This window comes from Limnohabitans sp. (assembly GCF_023910625.1).
In the GTDB taxonomy this organism is placed as follows: domain Bacteria; phylum Pseudomonadota; class Gammaproteobacteria; order Burkholderiales; family Burkholderiaceae_C; genus Limnohabitans_A.
The window spans coordinates 380,692-395,319 of record NZ_JAAVVW010000002.1 but is presented as its reverse complement, the minus strand read 5'-3'; the positions used below and the strand labels follow the sequence as shown (position 1 = coordinate 395,319).

The 14,628-nt window shown below is 60.9% G+C and carries 11 protein-coding genes; all 11 read left to right on the top strand.

The genetic code is table 11. The features are described 5' to 3' along the window. Window positions 1-237: 237 nt before the first annotated feature. The gene (gene boxA, locus HEQ17_RS02030) at window positions 238-1,551 is read left to right on the top strand and encodes a benzoyl-CoA 2,3-epoxidase subunit BoxA (RefSeq protein WP_296291030.1); all 1,314 of its coding nucleotides are present in this window, start codon (window positions 238-240) and stop codon (window positions 1,549-1,551) included. Window positions 1,552-1,557: 6 nt separating this feature from the next. Further along, window positions 1,558-3,279, top strand: coding sequence for an NADH-ubiquinone oxidoreductase-F iron-sulfur binding region domain-containing protein (locus tag HEQ17_RS02025; protein ID WP_296291029.1), 1,722 nt, complete (start codon window positions 1,558-1,560; stop codon window positions 3,277-3,279). Next, entirely contained in the window at window positions 3,276-6,068 is a 2,793-nt protein-coding gene (fdhF, locus tag HEQ17_RS02020; protein ID WP_296291028.1) for a formate dehydrogenase subunit alpha, read from the top strand. Before HEQ17_RS02025 ends, fdhF begins: the two co-directional genes overlap by 4 nt. A 230-nt stretch (window positions 6,069-6,298) precedes the next feature. Then, window positions 6,299-6,856, top strand: a complete 558-nt coding sequence (locus tag HEQ17_RS02015) for a DUF3305 domain-containing protein (RefSeq protein WP_296291027.1) — start codon at window positions 6,299-6,301, stop codon at window positions 6,854-6,856. Further along, window positions 6,853-7,584, top strand: a complete 732-nt coding sequence (locus HEQ17_RS02010) for a DUF3306 domain-containing protein (protein ID WP_296291026.1) — start codon at window positions 6,853-6,855, stop codon at window positions 7,582-7,584. The genes HEQ17_RS02015 and HEQ17_RS02010 overlap by 4 nt, the downstream gene beginning before the upstream one ends. Continuing rightward, a complete protein-coding gene (locus HEQ17_RS02005; protein ID WP_296291025.1) occupies window positions 7,511-9,661 on the top strand; it encodes a 4Fe-4S binding protein in 2,151 nt (716 codons plus the stop codon). Before HEQ17_RS02010 ends, HEQ17_RS02005 begins: the two co-directional genes overlap by 74 nt. 9 nt (window positions 9,662-9,670) lie before the next feature. Then, window positions 9,671-10,297: a molecular chaperone TorD family protein gene (locus tag HEQ17_RS02000; protein WP_296291024.1), complete on the top strand. Its 627-nt coding sequence runs from the start codon at window positions 9,671-9,673 to the stop codon at window positions 10,295-10,297. A gap of 124 nt (window positions 10,298-10,421) precedes the next feature. Further along, complete coding sequence (locus HEQ17_RS01995) at window positions 10,422-11,555, top strand: C4-dicarboxylate ABC transporter (protein WP_296291023.1); 1,134 nt, start codon at window positions 10,422-10,424, stop codon at window positions 11,553-11,555. Between the two features lie 67 nt (window positions 11,556-11,622). Next, entirely contained in the window at window positions 11,623-12,246 is a 624-nt protein-coding gene (locus HEQ17_RS01990) for a TRAP transporter small permease subunit (protein WP_296291022.1), read from the top strand. Beyond that, the gene (locus HEQ17_RS01985) at window positions 12,243-14,192 is read left to right on the top strand and encodes a TRAP transporter large permease subunit (protein ID WP_296291021.1); all 1,950 of its coding nucleotides are present in this window, start codon (window positions 12,243-12,245) and stop codon (window positions 14,190-14,192) included. Before HEQ17_RS01990 ends, HEQ17_RS01985 begins: the two co-directional genes overlap by 4 nt. Before the next feature lie 226 nt (window positions 14,193-14,418). After that, window positions 14,419-14,625, top strand: a complete 207-nt coding sequence (locus HEQ17_RS01980) for a formate dehydrogenase (RefSeq protein WP_296291020.1) — start codon at window positions 14,419-14,421, stop codon at window positions 14,623-14,625. The last annotated feature ends 3 nt before the right edge of the window (window positions 14,626-14,628 follow it).

The window sequence follows — 14,628 nt, the reverse complement described above, 5'->3', positions numbered from 1 at the left end:
ATGACGGGGTACCGAAAATCGTCACCCGCCCCTTCCCCTTTCAATGACATGGGTGTGCTGCAGGCACAGGCTGCCAGTAGACTTGCACGGTTGAAGTAGCCACTGAGCGACGGTATGGCTGTGGGCCGGGCGCCGATTTCTGGTACCCCAGCATGAGGCGCCCGGCCCACAGCCATGCCGTTGCGGACCACGCAGACTAAAGCAAGACAAAACAGACAAACACAAGAGAGCCAAGACATGAGCACCGAAGCGACGCTGATCAAGCAACACCTGATTGACCCGGAAATCTGCATCCGCTGCAACACCTGCGAAGCGATCTGCCCGGTCGGTGCCATCACGCACGACTCGCTCAACTACGTGGTCAAGGCCGACATCTGCAACGGTTGCATGGACTGCATCTCACCATGCCCGACAGGCTCGATTGACAACTGGCGCATGGTGCCCAAGGCCAAGGCCTACAGCATCGAAGAACAACTCAAGTGGTACGACCTGCCCGCAGAACTGAGTGCTCAAGAGTTGGCTGCTGCGGGCGGCGTCGCAGACACCGCACAAGAACAAGCGCAAACCGCATTGCAATCGGCTACCTCTTCCTCGGCTTCGGCCGTCAGCACCGCCGCTGCTTCGGGCTTCAACTCGGCCCAGTTGGGTGCGACGATTCCTCCTTGGTCTGCGGCCCACGCCTATACCAACCTCTATAGCCCCAAGGCGCAAGACAAAACCATCACCGCTACCGTCACGGGCAACCTGCGCGTGACCGAGGTCGGCCAACAAGTTGGCCAGCAAGACTACGACACGCACCACATCGTGCTCGACTTTGGCAGCATGCCTTTCCCGGTGCTCGAGGGCCAGTCGATTGGCATCATCCCGCCTGGGCTGGATGCCAACGGCAAGCCGCACCATGCGCGCCAGTATTCCATTGCCAGCCCCCGCAACGGCGAGCGCCCAGGGCACAACAATGTTTCGCTCACCATCAAGCGCGTGCTCGAAGACCACGATGGCCAAGCTGTGCGTGGCGTGGCCTCCAACTTCATGTGCGACCTGTTGGTCGGTGACAAGGTGCAGGTGATTGGGCCGTTTGGCGCGAGCTTTCTGATGCCCAACCACCCCAAGAGCAACATCGTCATGATCTGCACGGGTACAGGGTCTGCCCCCATGCGGGCCATGACCGAGTGGCGTCGCCGCCTGAGGGCCAGCGGCAAGTTCGAAGGGGGCAAGCTGATGCTGTTTTTCGGTGCCCGCACGCCCGCGGAGCTGCCGTACTTTGGCCCACTCAACAACCTGCCCAAAGATTTCATTGACACCGAGTTTGCTTTCTCGCGCGAAGTGGGCAAGCCCAAGCGTTATGTGCAAGACGCGCTGCGCGAGCGCGCCGCCGACATCGCGCTGCAGCTCAAAGACCCGAACACCTGCTTTTATGTCTGTGGCCTCAAAAGCATGGAGGAGGGCGTGGTGATGGCCTTGCGCGATATCGCACAGAACGCCGGTCTTGATTGGGATACCGTAGGCGCGGCGCTGAAAAAAGAAGGCCGTCTGCACCTCGAAACCTACTGACCCCGCATGGCCAATACCATCCACATCGGTCTCGACCAAGTTCGCCAGAAATTGCGCCAGCCAAGGTCCCAGCTCAAAGGTCGTCAGGCCTCGCCCGATGCGCGCGCCGAGGTGAATACTTTGATCGGTTCACCACCCGAAGGTGGCCACCGCCGTGATTTGCTGATCGAGTACCTGCATCTGTTGAACGACCACTTCCACGCTCTCTTTGAGCGCCACATGGTGGCGCTGGCCGCCGAGATGCGCTTGCCGGTGGTCGAGGTGTTCGAGGTGGCGTCTTTTTATCACCACTTTCAGATCCTGAAAGACGATGCACCGGCCCCGCGCATCACTGTGCGGGTGTGCGACAGCTTGAGCTGCAGTTTGGCGGGCAGTGACAGCTTGCTGCGCCAATTGCAGCGGGATCTGTCGGGCGACGTGCAGGTCGTCAACGTGCCTTGTTTGGGCCGCTGCGAGCAAGCGCCTGCGGCGCAAGTGGGCCAGCAGGCAGTGGCGCAGGCGACGGCCGAAGGCGTGACCCTTCTGGTGGGCGATAACAACATCCAGCCTCTGGCCTTGCCCCATGCGCTGCATTACGACGATTACAAAAAAGCCGGGGGCTACCAGCTGGCCTTGCAAGTGGCCACAGGCCTGAAAGACCATGAATCGGTCATCCAGGTGCTGGAGTCTTCTGGCTTGCGCGGCCTGGGTGGCGCAGGTTTTCCGGCCGGTCGCAAATGGCGCATCGTGCGCAGCCAGCCCGGACCGCGTCTGATGGCGGTGAACATCGACGAAGGCGAGCCCGGCACCTTCAAGGACCGCACTTGCCTGGAGGCCGACCCGCATCGTTTTTTGGAAGGCGTGCTGATCGCTGCCAGTGTGGTGGGTTGCGAGGCGGTTTACATCTATTTGCGCGACGAGTACCACGAGGCCCGCGTGATGTTGACCGAAGAGTTGGCCGCATTGCAGGCAAACCCGCCTTGTGCCTTGCCGCGCATCGAATTGCGCCGTGGCGCGGGCGCCTACATCTGCGGCGAAGAGTCCGCCATGATCGAGAGCATCGAAGGCAAACGCGGCGAGCCGCGCATGCGCCCGCCCTACATTGCCGAGGTCGGGCTGTTTGGACGCCCGACCCTGGAACATAACTTTGAAACCCTGTTTTGGGTGCGCGAACTGATCGAGCATGGCGCGGAGCGCTTTGCCGCGCAAGGGCGTCAAGGCCGCCAAGGCCTGCGCCGCTTCAGCGTGAGCGGCCGCGTCCAGCAGCCGGGCGTCAAGCTTGCGCCTGCGGGCATCACGCTGCGTGAACTGGTGGATGAACACTGCGGCGGCATGGCCGAGGGGCACACGCTCTACGCCTACCTGCCAGGTGGGGCGAGCGGTGGCATTTTGCCTGAGCGCTTGGCCGATGTGCCGCTGGACTTTGACACCCTGCAGCCGCACGGCTGCTTCATTGGTTCGGCCGCCGTGATGGTGCTGAGCCAACACGACAGTGCCCGCGAAGCTGCGCTGAACGTGATGCGCTTTTTTGCACACGAGAGTTGCGGCCAATGCACACCCTGCCGTGTGGGCACCGACAAAGCAGCGCAACTGATGACGGCTGAAGTCTGGGATGCCGAGACTTTGCAAGACTTGGCGCAGGTCATGGGCGATGCATCCATCTGCGGCTTGGGTCAGGCCGCGCCGAATCCGATACGGTGTGTGCTGGATTATTTTCCGCACGAAGTGGGCGCAGTGGTGAAAGCATGAGCACCGTTCAATTCACCCTCAATGGCCAATCGGTAGAAGCGCCTGCCGGCAAAAGCATTTTCAACATCGCCAAAGACCTCGGCATCGCCATCCCGCATTTGTGCCACAAGGAAGGCTTGGCGCCAGACGGCAACTGCCGCGCTTGTGTGGTCGAGGTGGCTGGTGAGCGCACCCTGGCCCCCAGCTGCTGCCGCAGCGCCACGCCCGGCATGCAGGTGCGCACCGACAGTGAGCGCGCTGTCAAAAGTCAGAAGATGGTGCTGGAGATGCTGCTGGCCGATCTGCCCGAGCAGGGCCACAAATGGCTGGACGACCGTGCCGAGGCCCCGCACGGTGAACTGAGTCAATGGGCCGAGCACCACGGCGTGCAGGTGCGCCCGCAACTGGCAGCGCTCAAGCGTGAGGCGGTGCCTGCCGACCTGTCCCACCCGGCCATGGCCGTGAACTTGGATGCCTGCATTCAGTGCAACCGCTGCGAACGCGCTTGCCGCGACCTGCAAGTGAACGATGTGATTGGTCTGGCCTTTCGGGGCGCGCACACGCAAGTGGTGTTTGACCTGGCCGACCCGATGGGGGGCAGCAGTTGCGTGGGTTGCGGCGAATGCGTGCAGGCTTGTCCTACCGGCGCGCTCATGCCCAAGACCCACATGGGCCCGCAAAAGGTGGACCGCGAAGTCGATTCGGTCTGTCCGTTTTGTGGCGTGGGTTGTTTGGTCACTTTCCAGGTCAAAGACGAAAAAATCATCAGCGTCCAAGGCCGCGCTGGCCCGGCCAACGAAGGCCGTTTGTGCGTCAAGGGCCGCTTTGGCATGGACTACATCCACAGCCCAGACCGCATCACCCAACCGCTGATCCGCAAAGCGGGGGTGGCCAAAGATGTGTCCTTGTTGGATGGCCACACCCACTGGCGCGAAGTGTTCCGCGAAGCGACCTGGGAAGAAGCACTCGATCTGGCCACCCAGCCGCTCAATGCGCTGCGCGACCAACACGGCCCCAAATCCCTCGCCGGTTTCGGCTCGGCCAAAGGCAGCAACGAAGAAGCCTACTTGTTCCAAAAGCTGGTGCGCACCGGCTTTGGCAGCAACAACGTGGACCACTGCACGCGCCTGTGCCATGCGTCCAGTGTGGCGGCATTGCTCGAAGGGGTGGGCTCAGGGGCCGTCAGCAACCCGGTGCGCGATGTCGAGCATTCAGACCTCATCATCGTCATCGGCGCCAACCCCACCAACAACCACCCGGTGGCCGCCACCTGGATGAAGAACGCAGCCCAGCGCGGCACCCGCATCGTGCTGGCCGACCCGCGCATCACCGACATCGGTCGCCACACCTGGCGCAACCTGCAGTTCAAGGCCGACACCGATGTGGCGCTGCTCAATGCCATGCTGCACGTCATCGTCACCGAGAACCTGTGCGACGAACAGTTTTTGCGCGAGCGTGCCGACAACGTGGCCGCTCTCAAGGCCCATGTGCAGGGCTACACACCCGAAGCCATGAGCGCGGTGTGCGGCATCCCGGCCGACACCATCCGCGAAGTGGCACGGGCCTACGCCAAGGCCAAAGCCGCCATGATTTTGTGGGGCATGGGCGTGAGCCAGCATGTGCACGGCACCGACAACGCGCGCTGCCTGATTGCGCTGGCCAGCATCACCGGGCAGATTGGCCGCCCCGGCACCGGCCTGCACCCCTTGCGTGGCCAAAACAACGTGCAGGGCGCAAGCGATGCCGGCCTGATCCCGATGATGTACCCCAATTACCAACGGGTCGCCGACAAGTCAGCACACGACTGGTTTGAAAAGTTCTGGGACACGAAGCTCGACGACCAACCTGGCTACACCGTGGTCGAAATCATGCACAAGGCCCTCGCGCCAGACACCGACCCGCACAAGGTGCGCGGCATGTACATCATGGGCGAAAACCCGGCCATGAGCGACCCGGACCTGAACCATGCCCGCCACGCGTTGGCCAGCTTGCAGCATTTGGTGGTGCAAGACATCTTCTTGACCGAAACCGCTTGGCTGGCCGATGTGGTGCTGCCCGCCAGCGCCTGGCCCGAGAAGACCGGCACCGTCAGCAACACCGACCGCACGGTACAGATGGGCCGCCAAGCCGTGTTGCCGCCGGGCGATGCCAAGCCCGATTTATGGATCATCCAGCAGATCGCCCAGCGCATGGGCCTGAACTGGCACTACGCAGGCGAGCAAGCGGGTGTGGCAGAGGTCTATGAAGAAATGCGTCAGGCCATGGCCCCGGCCATTGGCGGCATCGACTGGGCGCGCCTGGACGCGGGCTCGGTCACTTACCCCTGTGTGACTGCAGACGATCCGGGTCAGCCGATCGTCTTCCATGACCACTTTCCCACGGCAGACGGTCGAGTGCGGCTGGTGCCCGCCAGTCTTATCCCGGCCAACGAGCTGCCCGATGCCAAATACCCGCTGGTGCTGATCACCGGGCGGCAACTGGAGCACTGGCATACCGGCAGCATGACGCGCCGCGCCAGTGTGCTCGATGCGCTGGAGCCTGCGGCCACGGCCTCGATGCACGGCAGCGAGTTGCGCCGGCTGGGGTTGCAGGCCGGGCAGCTTGTGCGCATTGCCTCGCGGCGCGGCAAGGTGCTGTTGCAGCTGCGCCAGGACGACGGCACGCCGCTGGGCACGGTGTACATCCCCTTTGCTTATCAGGAGGCAGCGGCCAATTTGCTGACCAACGCGGCGCTGGACCCGTTTGGCAAGATCCCAGAATTCAAATACTGCGCCGTGCGGATGGAAGCGGCAACCCCGGTGAACGCATGATCGGCAGCGGTTTGCGCCCATGGGCCGGTGATGCGGCTGCGCCCACGGTGGGCTGACCGATCTGGCCAAGGCGGTTGAATTGATTTTGATTAACGTCGAGATGCGCGGTGCTCGTTTCACCTTCCGCTTCGAGCCCGTTCGCCGCATGGTTTTCGCTTTGCGTTTACCCTTGCTGAACAAAACCATGCTGGGTTGATGAAGGGGCAAGCCCCGCTGAAAGAAAGTGCCCAATGTCTGTTCATGTCGTTTCCGAAATGGCGGTGCTGATGCGCCGCGAAGCCGTGCAAGGGGCCATGTCCCGCTGGCAGTCGCACCGCTGGGTGCTGGCCGATGTGGTGCCGCATGAAGCCGGGTTTGGTGAAAACCCGCGCTGCCTGCGTCAAACCGATGGCGAAGCCCTGTGGCTTTACCCTGCTTGGCGGCTGGAGCTGTTCAGCGACGACGCCGAAGGCTATTGGCTCAACCTCACCTCGCCCACCCCCAGTCTTTTTGTCATGTGGCGTGTGCAACAAGGGCAGGATGGCCAGGAGGAGCAGGCTGTGCCCCAAGCCCTGAGTCTGAGTTACCACGACGCGGGTCGCTGGCTCGATGCCCAGGAAACCGTGGAAAACGTCCCTGCCTCGCCCGAAGTGGTGGCCCGGTTGCAGGCCTTCACCGACGCCTTTTATGTGCCCGAAGTCAAGCGCCGGCAGCGCCCGCAAAGTTTTCAGGGCCTGACCGACCGCTTTGGTCAGCCCGCCTCGGTCAGTACAACGGACAAGCGCAAGGGCGGGAGGCAGGGCCCATGAGCGAGCACTTTTTCAGCCGCTGGTCGCAGCGCAAGCAATCCGTGGCCAAGGGCTTGCCGGTGGCCGAACCTGCCATCCCGGCGAGTCCGGTCGAGTCGTCTGAATTGACTGGATCGTCCCAATCGTTGCAAAGTTCCAAGGCTGCGGCCCAAGAGACTGAGTCGGGTGCAACCGAAGCGAAGTCCAGCGAGTTACCCGCCGAGCCCTTGCCCAGCCTGAACGACGCACGCGCCTTGACCCCGTCCTCGGACTTTCAGCCTTTCATGCGGCCCGGCGTGACCGCCGATGTGCGCAATGTGGCCATGAAAAAACTGTTCACCGACCCGCATTTCAATGTCATGGACGGCCTCGACATCTACATCGGCGACTACAACACACCCGACCCCATGCCCGCAGGCATGCTGCAAAAAATGGTGGGTGCGCAGTTGCTGGGTTTGTTCGACAGACCCGATGAAGCGGCGGCCAAGACTGCGCCCACGGCCGAGCCTGTGTCGACTGCTGTCAGCCCTGCTGCAGACCCCGGTGGAAACCCTGAGCAAAGTCCTGCGGCCCCGCAAGGCTCGCCAGTTGTGGCACAGTCGCCGCCTTCCCTGCCCGATTTGGCAGGATCGGTCAGCCCCGTGATTCAGCCCCACGCCAACGCGCACCCCGAACATGACCACCCTGATTTGCAACTGCAACCAAACCATGCCCCTGCAAGCCCAAGCCCTGGGCCAAGCACTGGGTGAAGACCTGACGCTGCACACCACCTTGTGCCGCCGCGAGGCTGGACAATTTCAAAAAGCCGTGAAAACCGGCGACACCGTGGTGGTGGCTTGCACCCAAGAAAAACGCCTGTTCAGTGAACTGGCCGAGCAAACCGAAGGCGCGATTTCGCCCATCCGCTTTGTCAACATCCGCGAAACCGGCGGCTGGGGCCGTGAAGCCGCGCACGCCACAGCCAAAATGGCCGCACTGCTGGCCGCTGCCCGTTTGCCCGAACCCGAACCGGTGGCCACCGTCACCTACAAAAGCGAAGGCCGCGTGCTCATCATCGGGGCCATCGATGTGGCCGAACGCGCCGCCAGTTTCTTGTCAGATGCGATGCAGGTCACGATTTTTGCGCAAGGCCCGGGTAACGCCGGGGGCAGTCAGGAACGGCGTCATCCCGTGGTGGCCGGGCGCTTGCAAAGCCTGAGCGGATGGCTGGGTGCGTTTGATGTGACCTGGGACGCCAGCAACCCGATTGACCTGGACCTGTGCACCCGCTGCAACGCTTGCGTGGCCGCCTGCCCCGAGCAGGCCATTGGCCTGGATTACCAGGTGGACTTGTCACGCTGCACATCGCACCGCGACTGCGTCAAGGTGTGCGATGCCGCAGGTGCTATTGACTTCAGCCGCGACGCCCGTCCGCGAACCGAGCGCTTTGATGTGGTGCTGGACTTGCGTGGCGACCAAGCATCGCCCACCTTCACCTCACACGCCTTGCCGCAAGGCTACTTCCGCTGGGATGGACAAGACCTGCCAACTTTGCTGAAGGTGCGCGAACTGGTGGGCGAGTTTGAAAAGCCCCGGTTTTTTGCCTACAAACAAAAGCTCTGCGCCCACAGCCGCAACGAACAAGTCGGTTGCAGCGCCTGCATTGACATTTGCTCGGCCGAAGCCGTGCGCTCCGACAAGAGCCGCCAGCAAATCGTGGTCAACCCCAACCTGTGCGTGGGCTGCGGCGCTTGCACCACGGCTTGCCCCACTGGGGCCCTGACTTACGCTTACCCGCGCCCGGCAGAGCAGGGGGCCAAGATCCGCGCATTGCTCTGGGCCTACCAAGCCGCTGGCGGGCGCGATGCTGCTTTGCTGTTGCACAGCCAAGACAAAGGCCAGGCGCTGATCGACGAGCTGGGTCGGGGTGCGCAGCTGGGCGTGATGCAAGGCGTGCCTGCCCGCGTGATGCCCGTGGCCCTGTGGCACACCGCCAGTGTGGGCATGGAGCTGTGGCTGTCGGCCGTGGCCTATGGCGCTCGCCAGGTCATGGTGCTGCTCACCACCGAAGAAGCGCCGCAATACCGCGCCGCGCTCCTTGAGCAAATGGCCGTGGCGCAAAGCTTGCTCAACGGCCTGGGCTACACCGGCGTGCATTTCCAGCTCATCGAAGCCAAAACCGCCACATCTTTGGATGGTGATTTGCAGCGCCTGTGCGCCCGCAGCCTCAAGACCGCCAGCCTGCCCACAGGCCCTGCCGTCGCCGCCCGTCACGCGGTGCAAGCCGAAAAGCGCAGCAACCTGGAGCTGGTCATCGACCACCTGATGGCCCAGTCGCCCGTGATGGCCATGGACGAGGCCTCGCGCCCAAAGGCACTCGCCTTGCCCGCCGCGGGGTCGCCTTTGGGCAGCATCACGGTGGACGGCAGCAAGTGCACGCTGTGCATGAGCTGCGTGGGCGCTTGCCCTTCGTCGGCGCTGCAAGACAACCCCTTGCAGCCCGAGTTGCGGTTTGTCGAGAAAAACTGCGTGCAATGCGGTCTGTGTGCCACGACCTGCCCCGAAAACGCGATCACTCTGCAGCCGCGCCTGTCGCTGCTGGCCGAACGGACGCAGCCCCGCGTGGTGCACAGCAGCCCGCCGTATGCCTGCATCCGCTGCGCCAAACCCTTTGGCACCCTCAAAGCGATTGAGACCATGTTGGGTCGCCTGACTGGCCACAGCATGTTCCAAGGCGCCGCGCTGGAACGCCTGAAAATGTGCGGCGACTGCCGCGTGGTGGACATGTTCACCGACGAGAACCAGGTGCGCATCACCGATGGCCAACTGCCTCCCAAAACCCGATAAATGCTTGCCATGAGCCCAGACCTGAACCTGTCCGCCAGCAGCCATGCGCTGGACGAAGAAACCGCCCGCGCCGAGGTGTACGGCCTGCTGTCGCAGCTGCTTTATGCCGCGCCATCGGCCGATTTGCTGGGCCAATTGCAGGTGGCCGTGACCGAGGCCCCCGATGCAGGTGGTTTTCTGGAAGAGCCTTGGCGCGACCTGGTGGCCAGCGCACGCAGCCTGAACCACGATCAGGTGGTGGCCGAATACAACCGCCTGTTTGGTGGGGTGGGCAAGCCCGAGGTTTACCTGTATGGCTCGCACTACCTCAGCGGCTTTTTGAACGAAAAACCATTGGTCAAGCTGCGCGACGACCTGGCAGCCTTGGGCCTGGGCAAAGGCGAGGGCATGTCCGACACCGAAGACCATGTGGCCTATGTCTTCGAAGTCATGCGCTACCTGATTGCCGGGGACGATGTGGCCGTGGCCAACCTCACGCACCAAATGGCATTTTTCAGCCAGCATCTGCAGCCGTGGGTGCCGCAAATGTGCCAAACGCTGCGGGCGCATCCTGCGGCTGTTTTTTATGCCCACTTGGCCGCATTCACCGAAGCTTTTCTGAGCGTGGAAACGCAGGGCTTCGATTTGGTGGCTTGATTGAAATGTTAGACGGGGTTTCATAGGGTTTTCACTGACTGGCGAGCGTTTGGTGCGCTGCATAATCAAAAACCAAGCAGTAATTTTTTACGCTTGCAAGTTCATCATCTTTCGGAGACTCACCTTGTCAGACAACAAAACCCCCCGCCGTCGTCATCTGCTCAAGGGCGCTGCCCTGGCTGCAGGTACCCTCTCTGCGCCCATGATCGCCAAGGCCCAAACCGGCCCGATCTCCATGCGCTGGCAGAGCACTTGGCCTGCCAAGGACATCTTCCACGAGTACGCACTGGACTACGCCAAGAAGGTCAACGACATGACCGGAGGCGATCTGAAGATCGAAGTGCTGCCAGCGGGCGCTGTCGTGCCTGCTTTCGGCTTGCTTGAAGCGGTCTCCAAAGGCACTTTGGACGGCGGTCACGGTGTGTTGGGTTACCACTACGGCAAGCAAAACGCTTTGGCCTTGTGGAACTCTGGCCCAGCCTTCGGCATGGACGCCAACATGATTTTGTCTTGGCACAAGTACGGCGGCGGTGCTGAACTGCTGGCCAAGTTGTACGCGTCGATTGGTGGCAACGTGCAGTCGTTCTTGTATGGCCCCATGTCCACACAGCCACTGGGCTGGTTCAAGAAGCCAATCACCAAGTCTGCGGATTTCAAGGGCTTGAAGTTCCGTACCAACGGGTTGGCCATTGACTTGTTCACCGCCATGGGTGCTGCGGTGAACGCCTTGCCAGGCGGCGAAATCGTCCCTGCGATGGACCGCGGCTTGCTGGATGGCGCTGAGTTCAACAACGCCACCTCTGACCGCATTTTGGGCTTTCCCGATGTCTCCAAGGTGTGCATGCTGCAAAGCTACCACCAGAGCGCTGAGACGTTTGAGATCATGTTCAACAAGACCAAGTACGATGCCTTGCCTGCCAAGATGAAGTCGGTCATCGCCATTGCTACGGAGGCGGCTTCTGCGGACATGTCCTGGAAAGCCATTGACCGCTATTCCAAGGACTACATCGAGTTGCAGACCAAAGACAAGGTCAAGTTCTATAAAACGCCTGACGCCATTTTGCAAGACCAATTGAAAATCTGGACCGAAATTGTCGCCAAGAAGTCTGCAGAAAATCCGCTGTTCAAGGAAATCGTGGAATCCCAACGCGCCTTCGCACAACGTGCGGTCAAGTGGGACCAGGACACCAACATCAGCCGTCGCATGGCCGTGAACCACTTCTTCGGAGCGAAAGCCCCAGCCCCTAAAAAAGGTTGATTTTTTCTGGCTTCCCTTACAGCCATCCAGTCAACCTGGATGGCTGATTCATTTATGCGGTTCCCTTATGCAAAACCTGTTGCTCTTTATTGACAAAGTCAGTACTTGGATTGGTCAATTTTTTTCCTGGCTGATCGTGGCGTTGACCTTCATGATTTCCTGGGAGGTTTTCTCCCGATATGTTTTAGACAGCCCCCATGCCTGGGCCTTTGACGTCATGAGCATGATGTACGGATCGCTCTTCATGATGGCGGGTGCCTACACCCTCTCCAAGAACGGCCATGTGCGTGGTGATGTGCTGTATGGCTTTTTCCCGCCCCGTCTGCAGGCCTGGTTGGACCTGCTTCTTTACATCGTGTTTTTCATACCGGGCGTGGTCGCTTTGGCGTACGCCGGCTATGGTTTTGCCGCAGATTCCTGGGCCATCAACGAGCACTCCAACGTGACGGCCGACGGTCCGCCCATCTACCCGTTCAAAACCATTTTGCCGATTGCGGGTGCTTTCCTGTTGGCTCAGGGTTTGGTTGAAATTGTGCGTTGCATTGTGTGTATCCAGCAAGGTGAGTGGCCCAAGCGTGGCGATGACGTGGACGAGGTCGATGTCGAAAAACTCAAGCAAATGGTCAATGTGAAAGACGAAGACATCGTCAAGTTAGGCGAGTTGGTGATTGCCAAGGGAACGCAAAAATGAAAAAAGAAGTCTGGTTTGGTCTGACCATCATGGCCTTGGTCGTGTTGTCGGCCTTTGTTTTGTTGCCTCCTCCTTCCGAGATGGCCAACGGTCATTTGGGCTTGCTCATGCTGGCCTTGGTGGTGGTGGCGATCATGTTGGGTTTCCCCACAGCTTTCACGCTCATGGGCATGGGCATGATCTTTGCCTGGATTGCTTACCGAAGCTCCAACCCCGATCTGGCGGTTCAGCAAACGCTGGACCTGATGGTTCAGCGCGCCTTCTCGGTCATGTCCAATGACGTGCTGATCTCGATCCCCTTGTTCGTGTTCATGGGCTACCTCATTGAACGCGCCAACTTGATCGAAAAATTGTTCAAGAGCATGCACTTGGCGATGGCCCGTGTTCCGGGTTCTTTGGCAGTGGCCACCATCGTGACCTGCGCCATTTTTGCCACGGCCACGGGCATCGTGGGCGCGGTGGTCACGCTCATGGGCTTGCTGGCGCTGCCGGCTATGCTGCGTGCGGGTTACAGCGTTCAGTTGTCGGCGGGGGCCATCACCGCAGGCGGCTGTTTGGGCATTCTGATTCCGCCCTCGGTCATGTTGATCGTCTACGGCGCGACGGCCGGCGTGTCGGTGGTCAAGTTGTACGCTGGCGCATTCTTTCCTGGTGTGATGCTGGCCACCTTGTACGTGCTCTACGTGGTGATTTTGGCCAAGATCAAGCCCAGCATGGCACCGCCCATGTCGGCGCAAGACCGCATCGTGCCCTTGCCAGCGTTTGCGCAAGTGGTGTCCAAAGACATCAGCAACAACGTGCTGCCCGGCTTGATCGGCGCCCTCAAGGGCAAGCGCAATGCGGCAGTGCCCATGCGCGACTTGCTCAACCACTTGGTCATTGCTTTGCTGCCGCTTTTGGCCGTCGCAGCGATCATGGGAACCATTTACTTCAAAGTCACTGCACCACTGCCCGTCGAGACGGTCGAGGGTGTGATGGCCATGGGTGGTGAGTTGTCCGATTCCGCAGACGCCGCAGAAGAGGAAAACGTCAGCGGTTTGTCGGAGCCCGAAACCGAAGGCTTGCAAACCCCACCGGCTGCGACCGAAGAGGCCAAAGCGGATGCGGCCCCAGCTTCAGAACCTGCCAAAGAGCCTGCGTCGGTCGCGGTCAGTGCTGCGGCGCAAACGCCTGCGGATGAGGCCGAGCGCCAAGAAGCGCCGCTGTCCTTCTGGATTGGCTTGGCCAGCTGCGCAGTGGCCTTGGCCCTGTTCTATGCCTATTTCAGCTTTGCAAGGCTTGAGATTTTCAAGATGTTGCTGGGCTCGTTCTTCCCGCTGGCCATCATGATTTTGGCGGTGCTCGGCACCATCGTGTTTGGTTTGGCCACACCGACCGAAGCGGCGGCCATGGGTTCGCTGGGCGGTTTGCTGCTGGCTGCCGCTTACCGCAGGCTCAACTATGTGGTGCTGCGCGAATCGGTGTACCTGACGGCAAAAACCAGCGCCATGGTGTGCTGGTTGTTTGTGGGCTCCAGCATTTTCTCGGCAGCCTTTGCGTTGCTGGGTGGCCAAGAGATCATCAACACCTGGGTGCTGGGCATGGACCTGACGCCGGTGCAGTTCATGATCCTGGCGCAAGTGGTCATCTTCTTGTTGGGCTGGCCTTTGGAGTGGACAGAGATCATCGTGATTTTCATGCCGATCTTCATCCCCTTGCTGCCCCACTTTGGCATCGATCCGCTGTTCTTCGGTTTGTTGGTGGCTTTGAACCTGCAGACCGCATTCCTGAGCCCACCTGTGGCCATGGCGGCTTTCTACCTGAAGGGTGTGAGCCCACCACACGTCACGCTGAACCAGATCTTCGCGGGCATGTTGCCTTTCATGGCGATTCAGGTCTTTGCCATCGTGCTGCTCTACATGTTCCCGGCCATCGGCATGTGGTTGCCTGAAGTTCTTTACAAATAAAAGAACACCGTGCGTCAGCGCACACAATGCCCAAGTGGTTTGTGTGTGCGGACACTTTCTTGAAGTCCATACCGTTTGGCCAGTCACCTGTTTGACGCAAATCAATCGGGGGTAAGGGTTTTCACTTGGGTGGTCGGCTGGTCAGCCAGTAAGATCACCTGTGCATTTTGCTGCCTAGGTTGGATGTTCTATTGAGCCGTTGCCTTGTCCCTTTAAGGAGTCTTTGATGTCTTCCAAAACTTCCGCTCTTTCGCGCCGCAGCCTGTTCTCAGGTGCTGCCACGGTGGGCGCGGTGGCTGCAGCCACCGCTGTTTTGCCGGGTGTTGTCAAGCAGGCCGCGCCCGTGGCCACGTCCTTGCCCAAGCCCACGCGTGGCGGGGGTTACACCCTGAGCGAGCACGTTCAGCAGTATTACAAGACCGCCCGCGTCTGATTT